The sequence below is a fragment of the Vibrio ziniensis genome (genome assembly GCF_011064285.1).
Taxonomy (GTDB): Bacteria; Pseudomonadota; Gammaproteobacteria; order Enterobacterales; family Vibrionaceae; genus Vibrio; species Vibrio ziniensis.
Window position 1 is genome coordinate 672,101 of record NZ_CP049331.1, and the last position, 22,692, is coordinate 694,792.

Below are 22,692 nucleotides of genomic sequence, written 5' to 3' on the forward strand. Positions count from 1 at the left end.
AATTGAAACGAAAAAAAGCCACTGTAAAACAGTGGCTCATTCGGAGGTATTAGTAATTATTTTTCTGGGTTTAACTCAATTAGCTTCTCGGTGCGAGCGATTGAATCTGCCAATCCTAATTCTTTATATGCTGCTAGCTGAATTTGCAGCGATTTTCTTGCCGCTTCAGTGTCGGGGTAGGTTTTTTGCAGTTCCTGACAGCGTTTAATCGCTGCGATCCAAGCTTCTCTGCGTAAGTAAAAATCAGCAGTCGCTAGGTCATATTCAGCAAGACGGTTTTTCAGTGCAAACATTCGACGTTGCGAATCTTCTGCATATGGGCTGTCTGGGTAACGTTGCAGTAACTTTTTAAAGTCTGCAAAAGCGGCTTTCACTGGCTCTGGATCTCTGTCACTACGCTCAATATTGAACAAATCGTGCATAAAGTTACGATCTTGTGCCATATGAGTTAGGCCTCGCATGTAGAGTACCCAGTCCATTTTTTCATGCGTTGGATTTAAGCGACTAAAACGCTCAATGGTTGCCAAACCAAGGGCTAGATCGTCATTTTTGTAATAGACATAGATTAGGTCAAGCTGTACCTGTTCAGAGTATGCACCAAAGGGATAACGTGAATCCAAAGCTTCAAGTTTATCTATGGCAGTTAACCAGTTACCACTTTGCAATTCTGATTGAGCCTCAGTATACAGCTCAGAAGGTGGTACATCAGGGACGATGTTATCTTTGCTTGAACAGCCAAATAGCAGTGATAGTGCAAGCAAGCCTGATAAAGTTTGGTATTTCATGTCAGGAGTGGGTTCCTTGAAAATAAAGCATCTTAAAGCTGGAGCAACTGTTTTAAGCCAGAAGAATAGTTTCTTGTTTTAGCACGAACAACAGGGCTCCTCAAATCGTTTGGTTACTTTCTCTTTCGTTACAGATACAATAGCGGCCATTATTTTATCCATACTAGTGAGTATTAGTCTCACGGTTTTTAAAAAAGTTCGATATGGCTCAGCAGATTGAATTAACTCAAACAGTAAAAGATAGCCAGCTTGGTCAACGTTTAGATCAAGCTGTGGCTGAATTGTTCGCCGATTTTTCTCGTTCACGTCTGAAAGAGTGGTTACTTGACGGCAAAATAACAGTAGATGGACAAGTTGTCACTAAACCGCGCACGAAAGTGATGGGCGGCGAAGAGATTACTGTGCAGGCTGAACTTGAAGATGAAGTTCGTTGGGAAGCGCAAGACATCCCATTAGATATCGTTTACGAAGATGACGACATTATCGTTATCAACAAACCTCGTAATTTTGTAGTTCACCCAGGTGCTGGTACTCCAGATGGTACAGTGCTTAATGCGCTGTTATTCCACTACCCACCAATCGCAGAAGTACCGCGTGCGGGTGTTGTGCACCGTCTAGACAAAGACACCACTGGTTTGATGGTGGTGGCGAAGAACGTTCCTGTTCAAACTCGTTTAGTACGTGAACTGCAAAAACGTAACATTACCCGTGAATACGAAGCGATTGCGATTGGCAGAATGACGGCTGGTGGTATGATCGACAAACCTATTGGTCGCCATGCAACTAAACGTACACTGATGGCCGTATCACCAATGGGTAAACCTGCGGTAACGCATTATCGTGTCGCTGAGCATTTCCGCGAGCATACGCGTCTTCGTTTGCGTCTTGAAACTGGTCGTACACACCAGATTCGTGTTCACATGTCCTATTTGCAGCATCCTTTACTAGGAGACACTGCATACGGCGGTCGTGCACGTATTCCTAAAGGTGCTTCTCAAGAGTTAACGGATATGATTCGTAACTTTGATCGCCAAGCTCTGCACGCGGCTATGTTGCGCTTCAATCACCCTGTGACTGGGGAAGAAATGGAATTCCACGCACCAGTGCCAGAAGACATGGTTATCATGACTGAAGCACTACGCGCAGATGCACAGCAGAACAAAACGGAAGAGTATTAATCCTTAAGGGTTCTAACATGAATTGGATCACACCTAACTGGAATGCGCCTAAACAAGTCAAAGCCCTAGCTTCAACTCGTATCGGTGGCTTATCAAAAGTGCCTTACGAAGGACTGAATTTAGGAATGCATGTCGGGGATGATCCTATTCTTGTGCTACGAAATCGTGAGTTATTGCAGCAACAAACTCAAATGCCGAGTTCGCCAGTATGGCTCAACCAGACTCACTCAACGGTTGTGTTGAACGTGTCTGAGCCAACAAATGATGTACTCGATGCCGATGGTGTGATTACCTCGTCGTCAAATGTGGTTTGTTCTGCAATGACAGCTGATTGTTTACCTGTGTTGATCACCAACACATCGGGAACGCAAGTCGCTGCTGTTCATGCCGGCTGGCGTGGTTTAGCGGGTGGTATTGTTGAAAATGCGCTTAAGCAATTTTCTAATGATGTAATGTTATGGTTAGGCCCTGCTATTGGCCCTCAAGCATTTGAAGTCGGCGAAGACGTTTTAAAAGCGTTTTTAGATTACGACTCAAAAGCAGAATCAGCATTTGTACCGGGTAAACAAAAAGGTAAGTGGTGGGCTAACATGGCTACCTTGACTCGTTTGCGTATGGAGAAACTCGGTATCGATCAAGTTTTCGATAGCGGATTATGCACTTACCAAGATTCACAGCGTTTTTATTCTTATCGCCGCGATGGCGTGACAGGCAGACAAGCTACCTTCATCTGGATTGAAGAAAAATAATCACCACAAAGTTTTCAGTGTTACCTTGAAAATTGTCCCTATTGTAACCATCTTTCCTAACGTAATTAGTTCATCTCAGTTGAGGTTAGGAAGGTTGTTATGCGTCTCGACAGATTTACCAGCAAATTTCAAATAGCGATTTCCGACGCCCAGTCACTCGCACTAGGGCGAGATCACCAATACATCGAACCTGTGCACCTGATGGTTGCGCTGCTAGATCAAAATGGCAGCCCGATTCGTCCATTGCTGACCATGCTTGACGTCGATGTCATGCAGCTTCGCTCCAAATTGGGGGAAACGTTAGATCGTTTACCAAAAGTGAGCGGGATCGGCGGTGATGTACAGCTTTCTAGCGGCTTAGGTACTTTGTTCAACCTGTGTGACAAAGTGGCTCAAAAGCGCCAAGACTCGTACATATCTTCTGAGATTTATCTTTTGGCTGCGATTGAAGATCGCGGTCCGCTTGGTCAAATTCTTAAAGAGTTTGGTTTAACTGAGAAAAAAATCTCAGATGCGATTGAAAAGATCCGCGGTGGTCAGAAAGTGAATGACCCGAATGCGGAGGAGCTGCGTCAGGCTCTCGAAAAATTTACTATCGATCTTACTGAGCGAGCAGAGCAGGGTAAACTTGACCCTGTTATCGGTCGTGACGACGAGATCCGCCGAACCATTCAAGTATTGCAACGTCGTACCAAAAATAACCCTGTGATCATCGGTGAACCGGGCGTTGGTAAAACGGCAATTGTTGAAGGTTTGGCACAGCGCATTATCAATAACGAAGTGCCAGAAGGATTACGTGGACGCCGCGTTTTATCCCTTGATATGGGCGCACTCGTGGCGGGTGCAAAATACCGTGGTGAGTTCGAAGAGCGATTGAAATCGGTGTTGAATGAGTTAGCCAAAGAAGAAGGCAACATCATTCTGTTCATCGATGAGCTGCATACCATGGTGGGCGCGGGTAAAGGCGAAGGTTCAATGGACGCTGGCAACATGCTCAAACCTGCACTTGCGCGCGGTGAGCTTCACTGTGTAGGGGCAACAACGCTTGATGAATATCGTCAATACATCGAGAAAGATCCTGCGCTTGAGCGCCGTTTCCAAAAAGTGCTGGTGGATGAGCCGAGCGTGGAAGACACCATAGCAATTTTGCGCGGCTTGAAAGAGCGTTATGAACTTCACCACCACGTAGAGATTACTGACCCTGCGATTGTTTCGGCAGCAACGCTGTCTCATCGATATGTGTCAGATCGCCAGTTACCAGATAAAGCGATTGACCTGATTGACGAAGCGGCTTCAAGCATTCGTATCCAAATCGACTCGAAACCAGAAGCGTTGGACAAACTGGAACGTCGTATCATTCAGTTGAAAATTGAGCAGCAAGCGCTGTCGAATGAAACGGATGAAGCCAGCGAAAAACGTTTAAGTATTCTCAACGAAGAGTTGGGGCTAAAAGAGCGTGAATACGCTGAACTAGAAGAAGTTTGGAAAACAGAAAAAGCGGCATTATCAGGTACTCAGCACATTAAAACGGAACTTGAACAAGCTCGAATGGACTTAGAAGTTGCAAGACGTGCAGGTGATTTAAGCCGTATGTCTGAGCTGCAATACGGTCGTATTCCAGAGCTGGAAAAGCAACTTGATCTTGCTGCTCAAGCTGAAATGCAAGAGATGACTCTGCTACGCAACAAAGTGACAGATACCGAGATTGCCGAGGTGCTGTCTAAGCAAACGGGTATTCCTGTTTCGAAAATGCTGGAAGCAGAAAAAGAGAAATTGCTTCGCATGGAAGACGTTCTGCATAAACGTGTCATTGGGCAAGTTGAAGCGGTTGAAGTGGTCGCGAATGCGATTCGCCGTAGCCGTGCCGGTTTGTCTGACCCTAACAAACCGATTGGTTCGTTCCTATTTTTAGGTCCAACCGGTGTGGGTAAAACTGAGCTTTGCAAAACGTTGGCTCACTTTATGTTTGACAGCGAAGACGCGATGGTTCGTATCGATATGTCCGAGTTTATGGAGAAACACTCTGTGGCTCGTTTAGTCGGTGCACCTCCGGGATATGTGGGTTATGAAGAAGGCGGTTATTTAACAGAAGCGGTTCGTCGTAAACCTTACTCTGTCATCTTGTTAGATGAAGTGGAAAAGGCGCATCCCGATGTGTTCAACATTTTGTTGCAAGTGCTTGATGATGGTCGTTTAACTGACGGTCAAGGTCGTACGGTTGATTTCCGTAACACGGTAGTGATCATGACGTCGAACTTAGGCTCTTCAAGCATTCAGGAAAACTTCGCAAAACTGGATTATCAGGGTATCAAAGAGCGAGTGATGGAAACCGTAACCAAACATTTCCGTCCTGAGTTCTTAAACCGTGTTGATGAATCGGTAGTGTTCCATCCGCTTGGCAGAGAACATATTAAATCTATTGCTTCTATTCAGTTGGAACGTTTACATAAGCGCTTAGCTGAAAAAGACTACGAGTTAGCGGTTAACGAAGAAGCATTGGAGCTAATTGCTCAAGTGGGCTTTGATCCTGTTTACGGTGCTCGTCCCTTGAAACGCGCTATTCAACAGAATATTGAGAACCCGTTAGCGAAGTCTATTCTGTCTGGAAAATTCTTACCGGGCAAACCGATCCAACTTGGTGTTCGAGATGGCAATATCATCGCCAGTCAATAATTTTCGAAAGAGAATCGTAGAAAAGCCATGCGAAAGCATGGCTTTTTTGTATTCCTATGTATTGAGTTTATAGGGCTCATCTATCGACTCAAATACTGAGTTATACCACCCTAGATAAAAATATGCTCAACTGAGCATCGGTAGAACAGCGAATAGGCGTCAAAAGTAAACGCGCATTAATTCGTCCCTGAAGCTCCGCCGAGCCATCCATGGCTCGGAGGGTTTGCTTATCGACGCCTATTCACTGATCAGGAAATTATCCAGAATGGTATTAGGATCATTTAGCAAAGTTGGCGTTAATGCGCATTTTTAAATAGTCCTGCGCTGTGATTGGCTCGTAAACTTTCTTTGGTCCTTGAATGATTTGGTCACGGTTTGCTTGGCAGAAAAACGCCATACTGTAGCGCGAATCCTGGTTTTCTTCGGCGGTTGGCATGCGTACGCGGTGCAGAGTTGATTTGAGCAAATCATCACTCCAACGCATCAACATATCTCCAATGTTGCACGTAATCACTCCTGCTTTAGGTTCAACAGTGCTCCACACCAGATTCTCTTTTGCATCTTTACCTGCAGCTGCTTGTAATCCACCTTGGTTCTCTTGTTGGAATACCATAGTTAAACAGTCAAAGTCGGTATGTGCACCTGCACGCCAGAAAGTACCGGTTTGCGGAACTTCTTTCATTGGCAAGTAGTGAAGCATACGCAAGGTGCTAAGGTAATTTTCAGACTCTCTTTGATGCGCTTTAGTGAAAAAGTCGCGCTCAAATCCCAGCTTGTCAGCAAAGCAAGAGAGGATCTTCATGCCCAATTGCCATGCTTGATGCTCAAATGAAAGCAGGTGCGATTCAAAACCTTCCACTAACGTATTGCTTGGCCATAGGTCACTCATGTGAGGAAGAGTGATTTGGTAAGACTCTTTTTGATCTGCTGTACCCGTTGACGGGCGAACTTGTTGTTTAAATTCCCAGCCCGCATTTAACCCTTCTTTTAAAGGGAACTGCTGTTTTTCTTCGATAGGAAGTGCAAAGAATTGTTCGCTTAACTTAAAGGACTTTTCGATATCAGCTAAAGCAATACCGTGCTCAACCAGTTGGAAAAAGCCAACTTCTGTTGCGGCTTTCCAAAGCTGCTCGGTGATCTCTTCTCGGCGATGATCAAAGTCATGCAAGTTGATCATAGGGATCACGGTGTCGCTGGTCTCTAACCCTTTGCCACCGATGGTTGTCTCAAAGTTAAGTTCGTCTAAAAGATATGATTGACTCATTGTTTTCTCCAATTAAGCATTTGCTTGTTATTGGAGCAATGTCCAGCAATAAGCCAAGAACCTTATTCTTGGTATTACAGACCGCTTCTACTCCGTTGTTTGCTCTTTCTAATCAAAGTGTTGCTTTAACCAGTTAGAGCAAATTGAATATTTGTAGGTTAATTCATCGAGAGTTATTACCAAACCCCGTGTTGAACTTGTTCTGCCTCTTCTTCAAGTAGCGGACCGATGACTTCGACTTCGCGTTGACCTGATTCAAAAACCACTCGGCATGGAAGTGCCAAGGTTGGGTTCTCGGGATGATTGCCGGTTAACTCTTTGAGCTTGGCTTCGCTCAGACCGTAAACAACACGTCCAACGCCTGCCCAGTAAATGGCACCCGAACACATCGCGCAAGGCTCTGCAGATACATACAGAGTGCAACGGTTAAGAAAATCTGGGCGATAAAGTTTGCTTGCGCGAGTCATAATGACGCGCTCCGCATGACCCGTCATATCGAAATCCGGTAGATAACCGTTGATCTCTTCCAACAGAATATCACCGTGTTCATCGACCAATACTGCTGAAAATGGGTGAATCCCCCTCGATTTTGCATCTTCTGCCAAAGAGAAGCTGTAGCGTAACAATTTGAAATCCGTTTCCTGGTTAAACATTTCTTGTCCTTGTTTGTTATGCACTTAACGTTGTTTTTCTTCTTCAGTCAGGCTCCAAGAGAAGTAACCTTTTTGCACCCAACTAACGGCTTTGAACAGCAACATACTGACTAGAGATAGGAATACCAGTGCTGCAAAAGCTTGGGGGATTTTGAAATAAGACGTTGAAAACTGAACCAAGTAACCGAGACCTTTTTCAGCAGCAACAAATTCAGCGATAACTGAACCAATAACTGCCAACGTGATGGCAACTTTCACACCGCTGAAAATGTGAGGAATGGCGTAAGGTAGGCGAATTTGCCAAATGGTTTTACTGTTTTTCACACTGAGTGAACGAGACAACTCAATCAGTTCAGGTGGTGTAGCTAACATCCCTGTCGTTGCTGAAACCACGAGAGGGAAGAAGGTAATTAAGCAAGTGATGGTTAGACGTGGAGCATCACCCGTTCCTAAAATCACAATCAGTAGAGGAGCGATAGCAACCACAGGTGTGGATTGAATCACCACCAGAATGGGAAACAATGCGCGAGTTAGAAACTTCGAGTTCACCATCAAGATAGCAAGCGGAATACTAATCAAGAATGAGATAACAAAACCTAATAACGCAATACGTAACGTTGCCCATAGGTTATCAAGCCAACGTTCCATTGGTACCTGAGTGAAGGCAATAGCGATATCGCTAGGCGCTGGCAAGATAAACGTTGGTACGGAGAAAATTTTACAAATGGCTTCCCAGATAGGAATGATCGCTAATATTGCAATCAGTGGCAGCCAGTTTTGTGACCATTGAGAAAACAATCGTTTCATATCTATTCCTTTAGACAAGTGCCGTTAAGCGACGGTTTTACGAATCGGCTCAACGTTGTCGTTATTCTTACTTTCCGTTTCTTCACTGCTTACTGAGTCGCTCTTTTCTGAACGATAGAAATATTCGCGAATTTTGTTGGTGTAAGTACCAAACTTAGCGTCTTGAAGCGTATGTATGTTGCGTGGACGAGGCAGATCGATCTTGATCTCTTCCAACACGGTACTTGGACGAGGTCCCATAACCAGTACTTTATCCGCGAGCAATACTGCTTCTGAAATCGAGTGAGTGATGAACAGAACCGTCTTTGGTTTCTCCATCCAGATTTTTTGCAGTTCAAAGCCCATCTCCTCGCGCGTTAATGCATCCAAAGCCGAGAAAGGTTCATCCATGATCAAAATGTCTGGATTGAGCAGTAATGCACGTGCGATACCCACACGCTGTTGCATACCACCGGAAAGTTGGTCAGGCATACTGTTTTCAAAACCTGCTAGTCCAACCGTGTTCAATAGCTCTTGTGCATTTTGACGGTCTTTCTGGCTGACATAATTGAACTTATGTTTAAGTGGAAACAGAATGTTATCGAGGATGTTTTTCCATGGTAGTAATGTTGGTTTTTGGAAAACAATACCGATGTCTTCACGTGGTCCAGTTACTGGGTGTCCAAAAACGGAAATTTCACCCTGTGTTGGAATGATTAACCCTGACAGTAGGCGCAGCAAGGTAGACTTGCCGCAACCTGAAGGACCAACGATGGCGACGAACTCATGTTTTTCCACATTGAAGTCGACATCGTTGAGAACCGTAACCGAATGTTTGTCAGAGTTATAGGTATGACCTATACGCTTGAACGAAACAAATGGTTGCATTAGTTCACTCCCTCGTAAAACTGACGATCAACTGCTGTTTCTGGGTCAAGTTTGCTGAGATCTAAACCTTGAGCTTCTGCTGTCCATTTCCATGTTTCGTTCAGACGAGATGGCGTAAACTGACCAACACCGTCACGCTGTGAAACTTCGTTCAACACTAGACCATGGATAGACTTGATGGTGTCAGCTGCTTGTTTTGCATCGACTTCTGGAACCATTTTCGTTACGTCAGCGCCACTTTCTTCAGGATGCGCCCAAGTGTATTCCACTGCTTTGGCGTAAGCTTTCACAAAGCGTTTCACCACATCAGGGTTTTTAGCCATGAATTTTTCGCTAGCAATAATCGAAGATGAGTAGAACTCTAGACCAGCGTCATACCAAGGCAACACAGTAAGTTTTTTACCTGCTTCAGCGGCTTGCTGTTCGTTTTTAACACGGTCAGTCATCCAAGAAATCATCACATCAGATTGACCAGTGATCAGCATTGGGTTAAGCGCGCCTGGATCTGCTTTTAATACTTTGACACTTTGTTCTTCAATGCCGTTTTTCTTAAGCATTAAAGGAAGGAATACGTTCGCAGAAGTGAACGGAGAAGTAGCAATAGTTTTACCTGAAACGTCTTTTACTGAATTGATACCGGAAGTATCCAAAACATAAAACGCGTAAGGAGCTTTACTAAATAGTGAGTAGATAGCTTTAACTGGCACGTTGTCATTTGCTTTCGCCACTAACAACGAAACAATGTCTGCTGAACCAATATCTGCTGTACCTGTAGCAATTTTAGTAATTGCGTCGGTCGAACCTTTACCACCAAGGATGGTAACGTCTAGGTCCTGCTCTGCAAAAAATCCCTGCTGAACTGCTACGTAAACAGGTGCTTTATCGCCACCAGGAAGCCAGTCAAGTTGAAACGTGACTTTATCTGCTGCGAAGCTACTTGCTGATGTAAGTAGCAAAGATAGCGACAGGCTTAGTTTGTTGAATTTCGAAATAGTTTTCATAGTTACTCCGTGTCTTCCTTTTCACTCTAAAGTGCAGCTTATGTGGGCTGCATCTTTTCGCTAACTATGAGCAATGTCCCGACACCATCATTGGTATCTAACCGCTTCTACTCACACTTCCGATGATTACAGAGCAATCGGTGTGCCATAAATTTTAAATTGGCGATTTGGTTATTAACTGTACACTAACCAACCGTTAACAGATGGGCTTTGCAGAGGATTCGGTAATAGTCTTCTTTGTATACAATGTTTAACTGTGATTGGATAAATATTGTATGCAATTGCACCTTTGTAATGCATTGCAAGTAGGCTTGGCTCAATAATGGTGCAAGAATGACGAGCAAAATTTGCAAGTACTGGGGGTAGGGGACTGGTCTGCAATTTGCATTGTATACATTAAAAATTAATGCTCAGAACAGATAATGTTTTGTGTATGTTAAATGAGTAGAAGCGGTTAAGAGTAATCAAACTCTGGGACATTGCTCAAAAGCGAATAAACCGATGAAACAAAATCGGTTTACTTATAAGGAAGCTTTGATGAACTACTTAATTAAAAATGCCAACAGTGTCTTTTCGCCTAAGCAAGATATTAAAGATATACGTATCCACGATGGTCTGATTGTTGAACTAGGACAAAACTTATTGCCTCAGCAAGGCGAAGACGTTATCGATGCAAGTGATTGCGTTATCTATCCCGGCTTTGTCAACACACACCATCATATTGCACAGTCTATCTTGAAGGGCATACCCGCAGGACTTAATGACGGGTTGGGTGACTGGTTAGCCAGTGTCCCTTATCGTTACTGGCCACAGATTACGCCGGAGATTATGTATTCAGCGGCGAAGCTTGGGTTTTATGAGTTGTTACGCTCTGGAGCGACAACCTGTGCTGACCACCATTATCTCTACCACGCTAATTCTTCAATGGAATTAGAAGAGGCGGTTTGGCAAGCCGCAGATGAAATGGGTATTCGGCTGGTCTTATGTCGAGGTGGTGCGACAGTGAAAGGAACTCATAAGGGGTTAGCGAAAGCAGGCGTTGAACCTGAATCCGTTGAGTTGATGATAAACCGTTTGGAATCTACCCGTACTCGTTATCACCAAGAGGGGGATTTCGCCATGCGTAAGCTGGTGGTCGCCCCAACCACCGTTGCTCATTCAGCAACACCGAGTGACTTACGCTTATTGTCTGAATACGCAAGAAGCCACAAGTTACGTATGCATTCACATATGTTAGAAGTAGATTTCGACAATGAGCAGTCGTTGGCTAAATATGGCAAGGGCATTGTTGAATTCGCACAAAGCTGTGATTGGCTAGGTGAAGATGTTTGGTTTGCACACTTAGTCAAAGCGACAGAGCAGGATATAAAGCTATTAGCGGAAACAAAAACAGGTATCGCGCACTGTCCGACGTCTAATTGTCGATTGGGTAGTGGTATCGCTCCAGTGATTAACATGGCTAAAGCCGGAATGCCAATTTCTATTGGTGTGGATGGCTCTGCATCGGCTGAATCGGGTTCTATGCTTCAAGAACTGAACCTGACTTGGCTGATTCATCGAGCGCAAAACGGTCCTAAAGCTACAACGTTAGAACAAGTACTTACTTGGGCAAGTAAAGGTGGCGCAGATATTTTAGGTTTGAGAGGTGTAGGAACAATCGATGTAGGTCAAGCAGCGGATATTGTCTTATACGATATTAACCAACCGCGCTTGTCTGGTTGCCACGATTTATCAATGTCTCCAATAATGGCGGGAGAGCCTTCTTATATTAAAGCGAGTTTCATCAACGGTAAGATTGCCTATCGCCATAGCGATGAAGCCAAATATCTCAATTTAGTTGAAGAAGTACGTCACTCTATTGCCAAATTAAACCAGCGAGTGCAAAAGCTAGAGGCTCTATAAGCTTATTTGTGGTGAAATCGCCTAGATAAAACTCGATTTGTGTCTTTATTAATCAATCAGTCTGAAAACTTGGTTTTTAGGCTGATTTCCTCTTGCCAACTTATTTTTCCTCCCTATAATGCGCCTCCGTTGACCAGTAATTCTGTACAAAAGAATGTTGGGAAATATGACGGAAAGTTAAATTTCTTAACCTAAAGAAAATTAACTAAAAAAGTGGTTGACTCTGAATGTTTACTCGCTAAAATGACCGTCCGTTTTGAGAGGAATGACTCGCAAAACCAAGCTCTTTAATAATTTAAACCTATCAATCTGTGTGGGCACTCGTTGATGAAAATCAAATTAGATACTTCGGTATCAAATTAGGTTTCAATGAACTGAGTGACCAATTGAATCGCAAGATTCAGCACAGTCAATTCAACATTACTATGTAATGTATTCAGTATTCATTGAGCCGACAAAATCTTAAATTGAAGAGTTTGATCATGGCTCAGATTGAACGCTGGCGGCAGGCCTAACACATGCAAGTCGAGCGGCAGCACAGAGGAACTTGTTCCTTGGGTGGCGAGCGGCGGACGGGTGAGTAATGCCTGGGAAATTGCCCTGATGTGGGGGATAACCATTGGAAACGATGGCTAATACCGCATGATAGCTTCGGCTCAAAGAGGGGGACCTTCGGGCCTCTCGCGTCAGGATATGCCCAGGTGGGATTAGCTAGTTGGTGAGGTAAGGGCTCACCAAGGCGACGATCCCTAGCTGGTCTGAGAGGATGATCAGCCACACTGGAACTGAGACACGGTCCAGACTCCTACGGGAGGCAGCAGTGGGGAATATTGCACAATGGGCGCAAGCCTGATGCAGCCATGCCGCGTGTGTGAAGAAGGCCTTCGGGTTGTAAAGCACTTTCAGTAGGGAGGAAGGCAGTGTCGTTAATAGCGGCATTGTTTGACGTTACTTACAGAAGAAGCACCGGCTAACTCCGTGCCAGCAGCCGCGGTAATACGGAGGGTGCGAGCGTTAATCGGAATTACTGGGCGTAAAGCGCATGCAGGTGGTTTGTTAAGTCAGATGTGAAAGCCCGGGGCTCAACCTCGGAATAGCATTTGAAACTGTCAAGCTAGAGTACTGTAGAGGGGGGTAGAATTTCAGGTGTAGCGGTGAAATGCGTAGAGATCTGAAGGAATACCGGTGGCGAAGGCGGCCCCCTGGACAGATACTGACACTCAGATGCGAAAGCGTGGGGAGCAAACAGGATTAGATACCCTGGTAGTCCACGCCGTAAACGATGTCTACTTGGAGGTTGTGGCCTTGAGCCGTGGCTTTCGGAGCTAACGCGTTAAGTAGACCGCCTGGGGAGTACGGTCGCAAGATTAAAACTCAAATGAATTGACGGGGGCCCGCACAAGCGGTGGAGCATGTGGTTTAATTCGATGCAACGCGAAGAACCTTACCTACTCTTGACATCCAGAGAAGTCGACGGAGACGTTGATGTGCCTTCGGGAACTCTGAGACAGGTGCTGCATGGCTGTCGTCAGCTCGTGTTGTGAAATGTTGGGTTAAGTCCCGCAACGAGCGCAACCCTTATCCTTGTTTGCCAGCGAGTAATGTCGGGAACTCCAGGGAGACTGCCGGTGATAAACCGGAGGAAGGTGGGGACGACGTCAAGTCATCATGGCCCTTACGAGTAGGGCTACACACGTGCTACAATGGCGCATACAGAGGGCAGCGAACTTGCGAGAGTAAGCGAATCCCAAAAAGTGCGTCGTAGTCCGGATTGGAGTCTGCAACTCGACTCCATGAAGTCGGAATCGCTAGTAATCGTGAATCAGAATGTCACGGTGAATACGTTCCCGGGCCTTGTACACACCGCCCGTCACACCATGGGAGTGGGCTGCAAAAGAAGCAGGTAGTTTAACCTTCGGGAGGACGCTTGCCACTTTGTGGTTCATGACTGGGGTGAAGTCGTAACAAGGTAGCGCTAGGGGAACCTGGCGCTGGATCACCTCCTTACGTAAAGATTCTCTTGATGAGTGTCCACACAGATTGATTAGGTTTAAGTAAGTTTAAGAGACGATACTGGGTCTGTAGCTCAGGTGGTTAGAGCGTTCGCCTGATAAGCGAGAGGTCGGTGGTTCGAGTCCACTCAGACCCACCAATATTCCTTGTGAAATTGAAGTATCGACACCTGATGGGGTTATAGCTCAGCTGGGAGAGCGCCTGCCTTGCACGCAGGAGGTCTGCGGTTCGATCCCGCATAGCTCCACCATCTTTAAGTGCATTCGATGAGTGCTTTTAAAAATGGTTTTCAATAGAAAACTTGCTCTTTAACAATTTGGAAAGCTGACAAATAACTTAATTTGTTTTCACTTTTGAAAAAGTAAAACAAAACGGCTCAAGGCTGTTTGATTAAGTTATTTATTAAAAGTTCTCAAATCCTAGATGATTTCTTTTTATGAAGAGATGATTTAGGTACCAATACACATTCAAGTGTTCTTGGGAATCTTACTTTATAAGTAAGTATTCATATTTGAGTCCGGCAAAATCGAAATGTCTCTCGCTCATTCAAATAATGAGAGACAACTAAACCTTGGTTGTTTGCCATACGAAAGACCTCTTGGGGTTGTATGGTTAAGTGACTAAGCGTACACGGTGGATGCCTTGGCAGTCAGAGGCGATGAAGGACGTATTAACTTGCGATAAGCGTAGATTAGGCAGTAAAAGCCACTTGAGTCTACGATTTCCGAATGGGGAAACCCACGTGCATAAGCACGTATCATTAACTGAATACATAGGTTAATGAGGCGAACCGGGAGAACTGAAACATCTAAGTACCCCGAGGAAAAGAAATCAATTGAGATTCCGAAAGTAGCGGCGAGCGAAATTGGATTAGCCCTTAAGCTTTTAATGACACAGGTGAAGGCTCTGGAAAGTGCCGCGATACAGGGTGATAGCCCCGTAACCGACATGTCATTTTAAGTGAAAACGAGTAAGGCGGGACACGTGATATCCTGTTTGAATATGGGGGGACCATCCTCCAAGGCTAAATACTCCTGACTGACCGATAGTGAACCAGTACCGTGAGGGAAAGGCGAAAAGAACCCCTGTGAGGGGAGTGAAATAGAACCTGAAACCGTGTACGTACAAGCAGTAGGAGCCTCTTCGTGGGGTGACTGCGTACCTTTTGTATAATGGGTCAGCGACTTATATTCAGTGGCAAGGTTAACCGTATAGGGGAGCCGTAGGGAAACCGAGTCTTAACTGGGCGCTTAGTCTCTGGATATAGACCCGAAACCGAGTGATCTAGCCATGGGCAGGTTGAAGGTTGAGTAACATCAACTGGAGGACCGAACCGACTAATGTTGAAAAATTAGCGGATGACTTGTGGCTAGGGGTGAAAGGCCAATCAAACTCGGAGATAGCTGGTTCTCCCCGAAAGCTATTTAGGTAGCGCCTCGGACGAATACTACTGGGGGTAGAGCACTGTTAAGGCTAGGGGGTCATCCCGACTTACCAACCCTTTGCAAACTCCGAATACCAGTAAGTACTATCCGGGAGACACACGGCGGGTGCTAACGTCCGTCGTGGAGAGGGAAACAACCCAGACCGCCAGCTAAGGTCCCAAATTACTACTAAGTGGGAAACGATGTGGGAAGGCTCAGACAGCTAGGATGTTGGCTTAGAAGCAGCCATCATTTAAAGAAAGCGTAATAGCTCACTAGTCGAGTCGGCCTGCGCGGAAGATGTAACGGGGCTAAGTAGTAAACCGAAGCTGCGGCAATATCCTTTAGGATATTGGGTAGGGGAGCGTTCTGTAAGCCGTTGAAGGTGTGTTGTAAAGCATGCTGGAGGTATCAGAAGTGCGAATGCTGACATGAGTAACGATAAAGGGGGTGAAAAACCTCCTCGCCGGAAGACCAAGGGTTCCTGTCCAACGTTAATCGGGGCAGGGTGAGTCGACCCCTAAGGCGAGGCCGAAAGGCGTAGTCGATGGGAAACGGGTTAATATTCCCGTACTTCTTACAATTGCGATGGGGGGACGGAGAAGGCTAGGTGGGCCTGGCGACGGTTGTCCAGGTTCAAGTGCGTAGGCTTGAGGGTTAGGTAAATCCGGCTCTCTTTAAGGCTGAGACACGATGTCGAGCTACTACGGTAGTGAAGTCATTGATGCCATGCTTCCAGGAAAAGCCTCTAAGCTTCAGATTGTAAGGAATCGTACCCCAAACCGACACAGGTGGTCGGGTAGAGAATACCAAGGCGCTTGAGAGAACTCGGGTGAAGGAACTAGGCAAAATGGTACCGTAACTTCGGGAGAAGGTACGCTCTTGACGGTGAAGTCCCTCGCGGATGGAGCTGATGAGAGTCGCAGATACCAGGTGGCTGCAACTGTTTATTAAAAACACAGCACTGTGCAAAATCGTAAGATGACGTATACGGTGTGACGCCTGCCCGGTGCCGGAAGGTTAATTGATGGGGTTAGCGGTAACGCGAAGCTCTTGATCGAAGCCCCGGTAAACGGCGGCCGTAACTATAACGGTCCTAAGGTAGCGAAATTCCTTGTCGGGTAAGTTCCGACCTGCACGAATGGCGTAATGATGGCCACGCTGTCTCCACCCGAGACTCAGTGAAATTGAAATCGCTGTGAAGATGCAGTGTACCCGCGGCTAGACGGAAAGACCCCGTGAACCTTTACTACAGCTTGGCACTGAACATTGAACCTACATGTGTAGGATAGGTGGGAGGCTTTGAAGCGCAGACGCTAGTTTGTGTGGAGCCGTCCTTGAAATACCACCCTTGTATGTTTGATGTTCTAACTCAGACCCGTTATCCGGGTCGAGGACAGTGCCTGGTGGGTAGTTTGACTGGGGCGGTCTCCTCCCAAAGAGTAACGGAGGAGCACGAAGGTGGGCTAAACACGGTTGGACATCGTGTGGTTAGTGCAATGGCATAAGCCCGCTTGACTGCGAGAATGACAATTCGAGCAGGTGCGAAAGCAGGTCATAGTGATCCGGTGGTTCTGAATGGAAGGGCCATCGCTCAACGGATAAAAGGTACTCCGGGGATAACAGGCTGATACCGCCCAAGAGTTCATATCGACGGCGGTGTTTGGCACCTCGATGTCGGCTCATCACATCCTGGGGCTGAAGTCGGTCCCAAGGGTATGGCTGTTCGCCATTTAAAGTGGTACGCGAGCTGGGTTTAGAACGTCGTGAGACAGTTCGGTCCCTATCTGCCGTGGGCGTTGGAGAATTGAAGGGGGCTGCTCCTAGTACGAGAGGACCGGAGTGGACGAACCTCTGGTGTTCGGGTTGTTACGCCAGTAGCATTGCCCGGTAGCTAAGTTCGGAATTGATAACCGCTGAAAGCATCTAAGCGGGAAGCAAGCCCTGAGATGAGTTCTCCCTGGCGCTTTAAGCGTCCTAAAGGGTTGTTCGAGACTAGAACGTTGATAGGCAGGGTGTGTAAGTGCTGTGAGGCATTGAGCTAACCTGTACTAATTGCCCGTGAGGCTTAACCATACAACACCCAAGGGGTTTTGATGGACTCAAAGCAAGAACAGAATTGAATGTGTAGAGAACACTAAACAGCTTTCCGAATTAAACAAATTTGCTTGGCGACCATAGCGATTTGGACCCACCTGATTCCATGCCGAACTCAGAAGTGAAACGAATTAGCGCCGATGGTAGTGTGGGGTCTCCCCATGTGAGAGTAGGACATCGCCAGGCTTTAATTTGCAATTTGTCTACTGTAGCTTGATGCTTTTGATAATTGCGATGCTCACATACACTTGTATGCTGCGCTTCTCATTTCAAAATCCTCTACGCACAGCGACAAATTCCTAAATAAAGCAAAATGATATAAGACTTTATTTAGTAAAAAATTTAGTGGAGCGGTAGTTCAGTTGGTTAGAATACCGGCCTGTCACGCCGGGGGTCGCGGGTTCGAGTCCCGTCCGCTCCGCCACTTATTCTGAGAGTCGTCTCGCTAAAAACGAACTGCAGGGGTGTAGCTCCAATTGGCAGAGCAGCGGATTCCAAATCCGCGTGTTGGGAGTTCGAATCTCTCCACCCCTGCCATTATTAGAAGCCTCAGTCGAAAGACTGGGGCTTTTTTACATCTGAAATTTTATGAATTTTACTTTCTATCTTCCAATTGGCAGAGCAGCGGATTCCGCCAATATCTTAAATCAGCGCGTGTTGGGAGTTCGAATCTCTCCACCCCTGCCATTATTAGAAGCCTCAGTCGAAAGACTGGGGCTTTTTTACATCTGTAATTTCATGAATTTTATTTTCTATCTTCTAATTGGCAGAGCAGCGGATTCCGCCAATATCTTAAATCAGCGCGTGTTGGGAGTTCGAATCTCTCCACCCCTGCCATTATTAGAAGCCTCAGTCGAAAGACTGGGGCTTTTTTACATCTGCAATTTCATGAATTTTACTTTCAATCTTCTAATTGGCAGAGCAGCGGATTCCGCCAATACCTCAAATCAGCGCGTGTTGGGAGTTTGAATCTCTCCAACCCTGTCATTATTATAAGCCTTAATTGAAATGCTGGAGTTTTTCATATGCGGCTTGGGTATTTTTATTTCACTTTCCATTTATCATTTCGGTGTTCTTTACATTTAAAGCTGAAGAGAACCTATATTCATACCGGAATCTTGATAAATAATTATAAAAATCAATTCAATACGTCACATACTTTGTTCGTATATTTTGGGCTCTATTGTCAATCTTGTTTGCTATTTGTAACAAAGTTGTTTCATTTGATTATTCCATACAGTTTTAAATTTCGCCTACACTGATGTGTGTTAACGAGAACAATTCTTAATTTATAAGGAAGTGTCATGACAGAACGTATGGATCTTGCAACTGAGCAAATTGAACAAACGAGAGAAATCCCACAAGAAGCATTTGATTGGTATGACGAATATGCGCATGGTTTGATCGACCGTCGAGAGTTTATGCGACGCCTGTCAGGGTTAGCGGTATTGGGTTTTAGCATGACTGTCTTAACCTCTGCTTTGTTACCTAATTATGCGCTAGCGGAACAGGTTTCTTTTAATGATTCAAAGATCAAAGCAACTTATGTTGAGTTTGATTCTCCAAAAGGCCACGGCAAAGGTCGTGGCTACCTTGTTATGCCACGTGAGCTAACTGGTAACGCGCCTGTTGTGCTTGTAGTGCACGAAAACCGAGGTCTGAACCCTTATATTGAAGATGTCGCAAGACGTCTTGCTATGAATGGCTATATAGCGTTTGCGCCAGATGCTCTTTTCCCACTAGGTGGTTATCCAGGCAATGACGATGATGGTCGAGCAATGCAAAGCAGTATGGATAAAGCGAAAATCGAAGAAGACTTTATTGCAGCTGCGATGTTCATCAAGTCACATGCTAATAGTTCCGGCAAGTTGGGGGCGGTTGGTTTCTGCTTCGGTGGCTATGTGGTTAACATGCTCGCAGCAGCTATGCCAAACGAACTCAATGCAGGTGTTCCTTTCTATGGAACTCCGCCTGCTGAAAGTCTTCGTGGCAAGGTTAAAGGCCCTCTCTTGTTGCAGTTTGCTGAACTTGATGAGCGAGTAAATGCGACTTGGGCTGATTATGAAAAGGCGCTGATGGCGAACAAAGCGCTCTATGAAGCACATATATATAAAGGTGTGAATCATGGCTTCCACAATGACTCTACGGGGCGTTACAACGAAGAAGCCGCTGAGACTGCTTGGGAGCGCACTTTGACGTTCTTTGGTGAACATCTGAAAGCGTAACGACGATATGGCTCTGGTATCAAGGTTAATACATTTAACTTTGCTACATAGAGCCATTACTTCTTATCGCTCCCTATTTTTGAAGCTGTTATGATGTTCAAAAAGAAGGAGTTAGTTATGCCACATTTTCGTTTCCGCGCTGTAGAACCACAAACGGTGCAAAACCTATCTAAACCTCTAACGGATTCACTTCAGTCATTGATGAATTCTCCGCGCGCAGATTTTACTTTCGAATACATCTACACCACCTTCTATGCTGAAGGTGAGGTATCAGCGGCATATCCATTTGTTGAGGTATTGTGGTTTGACCGTGGGCAGGAAGTTCAAGATAAAGTGGCTACCATAGTGACTGAGCAAGTAAAACAGATTGTTGGTAGCGATATTAATGTCGCGGTAATCTTTACCGCCCTAAATCCTGCGGGTTACTACGATAATGCTCAGCATTATTAAGGTGTAAGCAAATGAACACCGTGATTGAAACCATCCTAAACCATCGCTCAATTCGAGCGTTTAAAGACATGCCAATTACAACAGAGCAATTGGATAGCATCATTAAATCGGGAATTGCGGCATCCAGCTCAAGTCTGCTTCAAGTGGTTTCTATTATTCGAGTGACGGATAAAGAGAAACGTCAGAAGTTAGCTGAGTTGTCTGGTAATCAACAATACGTCGCTCAAACCGCTGAGTTTTTAGTGTTCTGTATTGATTATCAGCGTCACTATGAGATGAATCCGAATGTGAGACCTGAGTTTATGGAACTGACACTGATTGGTGCAGTCGATTCAGGCATCATGGCACAGAACTGTTTATTGGCTGCAGAATCTATGGGATTAGGTGGTGTTTACATCGGTGGCCTACGTAATTCACCAAAACAAGTGGATGAGTTGTTAGGGCTGCCGAAATACAGTGCGGTCCTGTTCGGTATGTGCTTAGGTCATCCTGATCAAGATCCTCAACTTAAGCCACGTTTAGGGGCGGATGTGATTGTTCACGAGAACACTTACCAGCCTTTAAATAAAGAGGCGGTAGCTGAGTATGATCAGACAATGATTGAGTACTATCAAAGTCGTTCAAGTAATACTAAACAGCAAGGTTGGTCAGAGCAAATTACCGCTAAGCTGAGTAACGAATCAAGACCGTTTATGCTTGGTTATTTGAATGACAAAGGTCTCGCAGAAAAGTAGCTTAATCAGATAAATTTTTCTGCTTGAACGCAACAAAAAGCCCAGTCATTGACTGGGCTTCGATTTTTATATTAGAGAGCGATTACGCTAATCCCTGAATAATCACAAACTTCTCAAGCAACTCTTCTTCCGTTTCTATATGCTCTGGGTCAGTCACGATACAGTTCGTGATTGGGCATACAGATTGACATGTAGGGTTCTCGTAGTGTCCTTTGCACTCAGTGCATAGGTTCGGGTTAATCTCATAGATGTTGTCACCCATAGAGATTGCGCCGTTTGGACACTCAGGCTCACACATATCACAGTTAGTGCATTTCTTTGTGATCAATAACGCCATTGTTACTTGCCTACTGGGTTACGAGTATCTTGTCCAGCATTCAGGTTACGCATCAGTAGTGCGTAGTTTAGATCCATGTCTTGAGGCACTGGAATATACACGAAGTGACCGTTGCCTTTTGCATCGTCAACCGCTTCTGATTTACGGTTTTCCATTGCTTCAAGAGTGAAAATTACGTTACCTTTTGGTGTCATAAGCTCTAGGCTGTCACCAAGCATAAATTTGTTCTTCACTTCTACTTCAGCCATATCACCACGGCGTTTACCAGTAAACTCACCAACGAATTGTTGAGCATCTGATACTGAGTAACCGTAATCGTAGTTTTGGTATGCATCGTGAGTGTGACGACGCAGGAAGCCTTCTGTGTAGCCACGGTGAGCTAGGCTTTCCAGAGTATTCATCAAGCTCTCATCAAATGGCTTACCAGCAACTGCGTCATCAATGGCTTTACGGTATACCTGTGCAGTACGTGCACAGTAGTAGAATGACTTAGTACGACCTTCGATCTTCAATGAGTGAACACCCATCTTAGTCAAACGCTCTACGTGTTGAACAGCACGTAGGTCTTTCGAGTTCATGATGTAAGTGCCGTGCTCGTCTTCGAATGCCGCCATTTTCTCTTCTGGACGGTGAGCTTCAGACAGAAGTACAACTTCATCAGAAGGTTTACCTAAACCGAGAGTGTTGTCAGGACGCTCTTCCTGAACTTCAATTGCTTGCGCAGCATTTGGATCAAATTCTTCTACGATTTGACCTGCTTCGTCTTCTTTGCCTTTCTCTACTTTGTATTCCCAACGACAAGCGTTAGTACAAGTACCTTGGTTCGGGTCACGTTTGTTGATGTAACCTGAAAGTAGGCAGCGGCCAGAATAAGCCATGCAAAGAGCGCCGTGTACGAAAATTTCGATTTCCATTTCTGGGCACTGTTCGCGAATTTCTTCGATCTCTTCTAGAGACAGTTCACGAGAAAGAATGACACGCTCAACACCTTGAGTAGACCAGAATTTAACTGTCGCCCAGTTAACCGCGTTTGCTTGAACAGAAAGGTGAATAGACATTTCTGGGAAAGCTTCACGTACCATCATGATTAGACCTGGGTCAGACATGATTAGAGCATCAGGACCCATATCGATAACTGGTTTAAGGTCACGGATAAAGGTTTTTAGCTTAGAGTTATGCGGTTGAATGTTACATACCACATAGAATTTTTTACCTAGAGCATGGGCTTCGTTAATACCGATCTGTAGGTTTTCGTGGTTGAATTCGTTGTTACGTACACGAAGGCTGTAACGAGGTTGGCCAGCATAAACAGCGTCAGCGCCGTATGCAAATGCGTAGCGCATGTTCTTTAGGCTACCCGCTGGAGACAATAGCTCTGGTACAAAAGTGTTTTCAGTAGTCATGTTTGTTTCTCAATCTGATCACAAGTCAGGCCAATACCACCTGATGGTATTGGAAGGGGCGCAAATTTTACGTCAAAACGTGAGCTGTGCCTAGTAAAGATTAAGAATAGAAGCGGAAGAAAAGTAGGGA

At 45.3% G+C, this 22,692-nt stretch carries 16 protein-coding genes, 4 tRNA genes and 3 rRNA genes; 15 read left to right on the forward strand and 8 right to left on the reverse strand.

Annotated features, from left to right (window positions below):
- Positions 1–56: 56 nt before the first annotated feature.
- Positions 57–785: an outer membrane protein assembly factor BamD gene (locus G5S32_RS03035; protein ID WP_165310430.1), complete on the reverse strand. Its 729-nt coding sequence runs from the start codon at positions 783–785 to the stop codon at positions 57–59.
- A 203-nt stretch (positions 786–988) separates the two neighbouring features.
- Here G5S32_RS03035 and rluD point away from each other — a divergent pair, with 203 nt between their 5' ends.
- The 3 genes from rluD (at position 989) to clpB (ending at position 5,385) form a co-directional block, all read left to right on the forward strand.
- The gene (gene rluD, locus G5S32_RS03040) at positions 989–1,963 is read left to right on the forward strand and encodes a 23S rRNA pseudouridine(1911/1915/1917) synthase RluD (RefSeq protein ID WP_165310431.1); all 975 of its coding nucleotides are present in this window, start codon (positions 989–991) and stop codon (positions 1,961–1,963) included.
- A gap of 17 nt (positions 1,964–1,980) precedes the next feature.
- Complete coding sequence (gene pgeF / locus G5S32_RS03045) at positions 1,981–2,712, forward strand: peptidoglycan editing factor PgeF (RefSeq protein WP_165310432.1); 732 nt, start codon at positions 1,981–1,983, stop codon at positions 2,710–2,712.
- A 99-nt stretch (positions 2,713–2,811) separates the two neighbouring features.
- Positions 2,812–5,385, forward strand: coding sequence for an ATP-dependent chaperone ClpB (gene clpB, locus G5S32_RS03050; protein WP_165310433.1), 2,574 nt, complete (start codon positions 2,812–2,814; stop codon positions 5,383–5,385).
- A 277-nt stretch (positions 5,386–5,662) separates the two neighbouring features.
- Here clpB and G5S32_RS03055 read toward each other — a convergent pair whose 3' ends face one another.
- From G5S32_RS03055 to G5S32_RS03075, 5 genes are all read right to left on the reverse strand, one after another.
- A complete protein-coding gene (locus tag G5S32_RS03055; RefSeq protein ID WP_165310434.1) occupies positions 5,663–6,649 on the reverse strand; it encodes an isopenicillin N synthase family dioxygenase in 987 nt (328 codons plus the stop codon).
- Between the two features lie 176 nt (positions 6,650–6,825).
- Positions 6,826–7,302: a nucleoside deaminase gene (locus G5S32_RS03060; RefSeq protein WP_165310435.1), complete on the reverse strand. Its 477-nt coding sequence runs from the start codon at positions 7,300–7,302 to the stop codon at positions 6,826–6,828.
- Positions 7,303–7,326: 24 nt separating this feature from the next.
- The gene (locus G5S32_RS03065; RefSeq protein ID WP_165310436.1) at positions 7,327–8,109 is read right to left on the reverse strand and encodes an ABC transporter permease; all 783 of its coding nucleotides are present in this window, start codon (positions 8,107–8,109) and stop codon (positions 7,327–7,329) included.
- Between the two features lie 24 nt (positions 8,110–8,133).
- Positions 8,134–8,976: an ABC transporter ATP-binding protein gene (locus G5S32_RS03070; protein ID WP_165310437.1), complete on the reverse strand. Its 843-nt coding sequence runs from the start codon at positions 8,974–8,976 to the stop codon at positions 8,134–8,136.
- Entirely contained in the window at positions 8,976–9,977 is a 1,002-nt protein-coding gene (locus G5S32_RS03075) for an ABC transporter substrate-binding protein (protein WP_165310438.1), read from the reverse strand. Before G5S32_RS03075 ends, G5S32_RS03070 begins: the two co-directional genes overlap by 1 nt.
- Positions 9,978–10,514: 537 nt before the next feature.
- Here G5S32_RS03075 and G5S32_RS03080 point away from each other — a divergent pair.
- From G5S32_RS03080 to nfsA, 12 genes are all read left to right on the forward strand, one after another.
- Complete coding sequence (locus G5S32_RS03080; protein WP_165310439.1) at positions 10,515–11,879, forward strand: amidohydrolase family protein; 1,365 nt, start codon at positions 10,515–10,517, stop codon at positions 11,877–11,879.
- A 464-nt stretch (positions 11,880–12,343) separates the two neighbouring features.
- A 16S ribosomal RNA gene (locus tag G5S32_RS03085) occupies positions 12,344–13,886 on the forward strand.
- Between the two features lie 68 nt (positions 13,887–13,954).
- Positions 13,955–14,031: transfer RNA gene (locus G5S32_RS03090), tRNA-Ile, on the forward strand.
- 35 nt (positions 14,032–14,066) lie between these two features.
- Positions 14,067–14,142: transfer RNA gene (locus G5S32_RS03095), tRNA-Ala, on the forward strand.
- A 360-nt stretch (positions 14,143–14,502) separates the two neighbouring features.
- A 23S ribosomal RNA gene (locus tag G5S32_RS03100) occupies positions 14,503–17,392 on the forward strand.
- Between the two features lie 91 nt (positions 17,393–17,483).
- Positions 17,484–17,599, forward strand: a 5S ribosomal RNA gene (gene rrf / locus G5S32_RS03105).
- The 16S, 23S and 5S rRNA genes sit together here with 4 tRNA genes alongside, the layout of an rRNA operon.
- 161 nt (positions 17,600–17,760) lie before the next feature.
- Positions 17,761–17,837, forward strand: a tRNA-Asp gene (locus G5S32_RS03110).
- A gap of 36 nt (positions 17,838–17,873) precedes the next feature.
- A tRNA-Trp gene (locus tag G5S32_RS03115) sits at positions 17,874–17,950 on the forward strand.
- Positions 17,951–18,001: 51 nt separating this feature from the next.
- Positions 18,002–18,382 carry a hypothetical protein gene (locus G5S32_RS03120; RefSeq protein WP_165310440.1) on the forward strand — a complete coding sequence of 127 codons (381 nt, stop codon included), beginning with the start codon at positions 18,002–18,004 and terminating at the stop codon, positions 18,380–18,382.
- A gap of 347 nt (positions 18,383–18,729) precedes the next feature.
- A complete protein-coding gene (locus G5S32_RS03125) occupies positions 18,730–19,638 on the forward strand; it encodes a dienelactone hydrolase family protein (RefSeq protein WP_207621614.1) in 909 nt (302 codons plus the stop codon).
- Positions 19,639–19,755: 117 nt separating this feature from the next.
- Positions 19,756–20,088: a DUF1904 domain-containing protein gene (locus tag G5S32_RS03130; protein ID WP_165310442.1), complete on the forward strand. Its 333-nt coding sequence runs from the start codon at positions 19,756–19,758 to the stop codon at positions 20,086–20,088.
- Between the two features lie 11 nt (positions 20,089–20,099).
- A complete protein-coding gene (gene nfsA / locus G5S32_RS03135) occupies positions 20,100–20,822 on the forward strand; it encodes an oxygen-insensitive NADPH nitroreductase (protein ID WP_165310443.1) in 723 nt (240 codons plus the stop codon).
- A gap of 82 nt (positions 20,823–20,904) precedes the next feature.
- Here the strand turns inward: nfsA and G5S32_RS03140 are convergent, their stop codons facing one another.
- Together G5S32_RS03140 and trhP are read right to left on the reverse strand one after the other, a co-directional pair.
- Positions 20,905–21,159 carry a YfhL family 4Fe-4S dicluster ferredoxin gene (locus G5S32_RS03140; RefSeq protein WP_165310444.1) on the reverse strand — a complete coding sequence of 85 codons (255 nt, stop codon included), beginning with the start codon at positions 21,157–21,159 and terminating at the stop codon, positions 20,905–20,907.
- Between the two features lie 2 nt (positions 21,160–21,161).
- Positions 21,162–22,562: a prephenate-dependent tRNA uridine(34) hydroxylase TrhP gene (gene trhP / locus G5S32_RS03145; RefSeq protein ID WP_165310445.1), complete on the reverse strand. Its 1,401-nt coding sequence runs from the start codon at positions 22,560–22,562 to the stop codon at positions 21,162–21,164.
- Between the last annotated feature and the right edge of the window lie 130 nt (positions 22,563–22,692).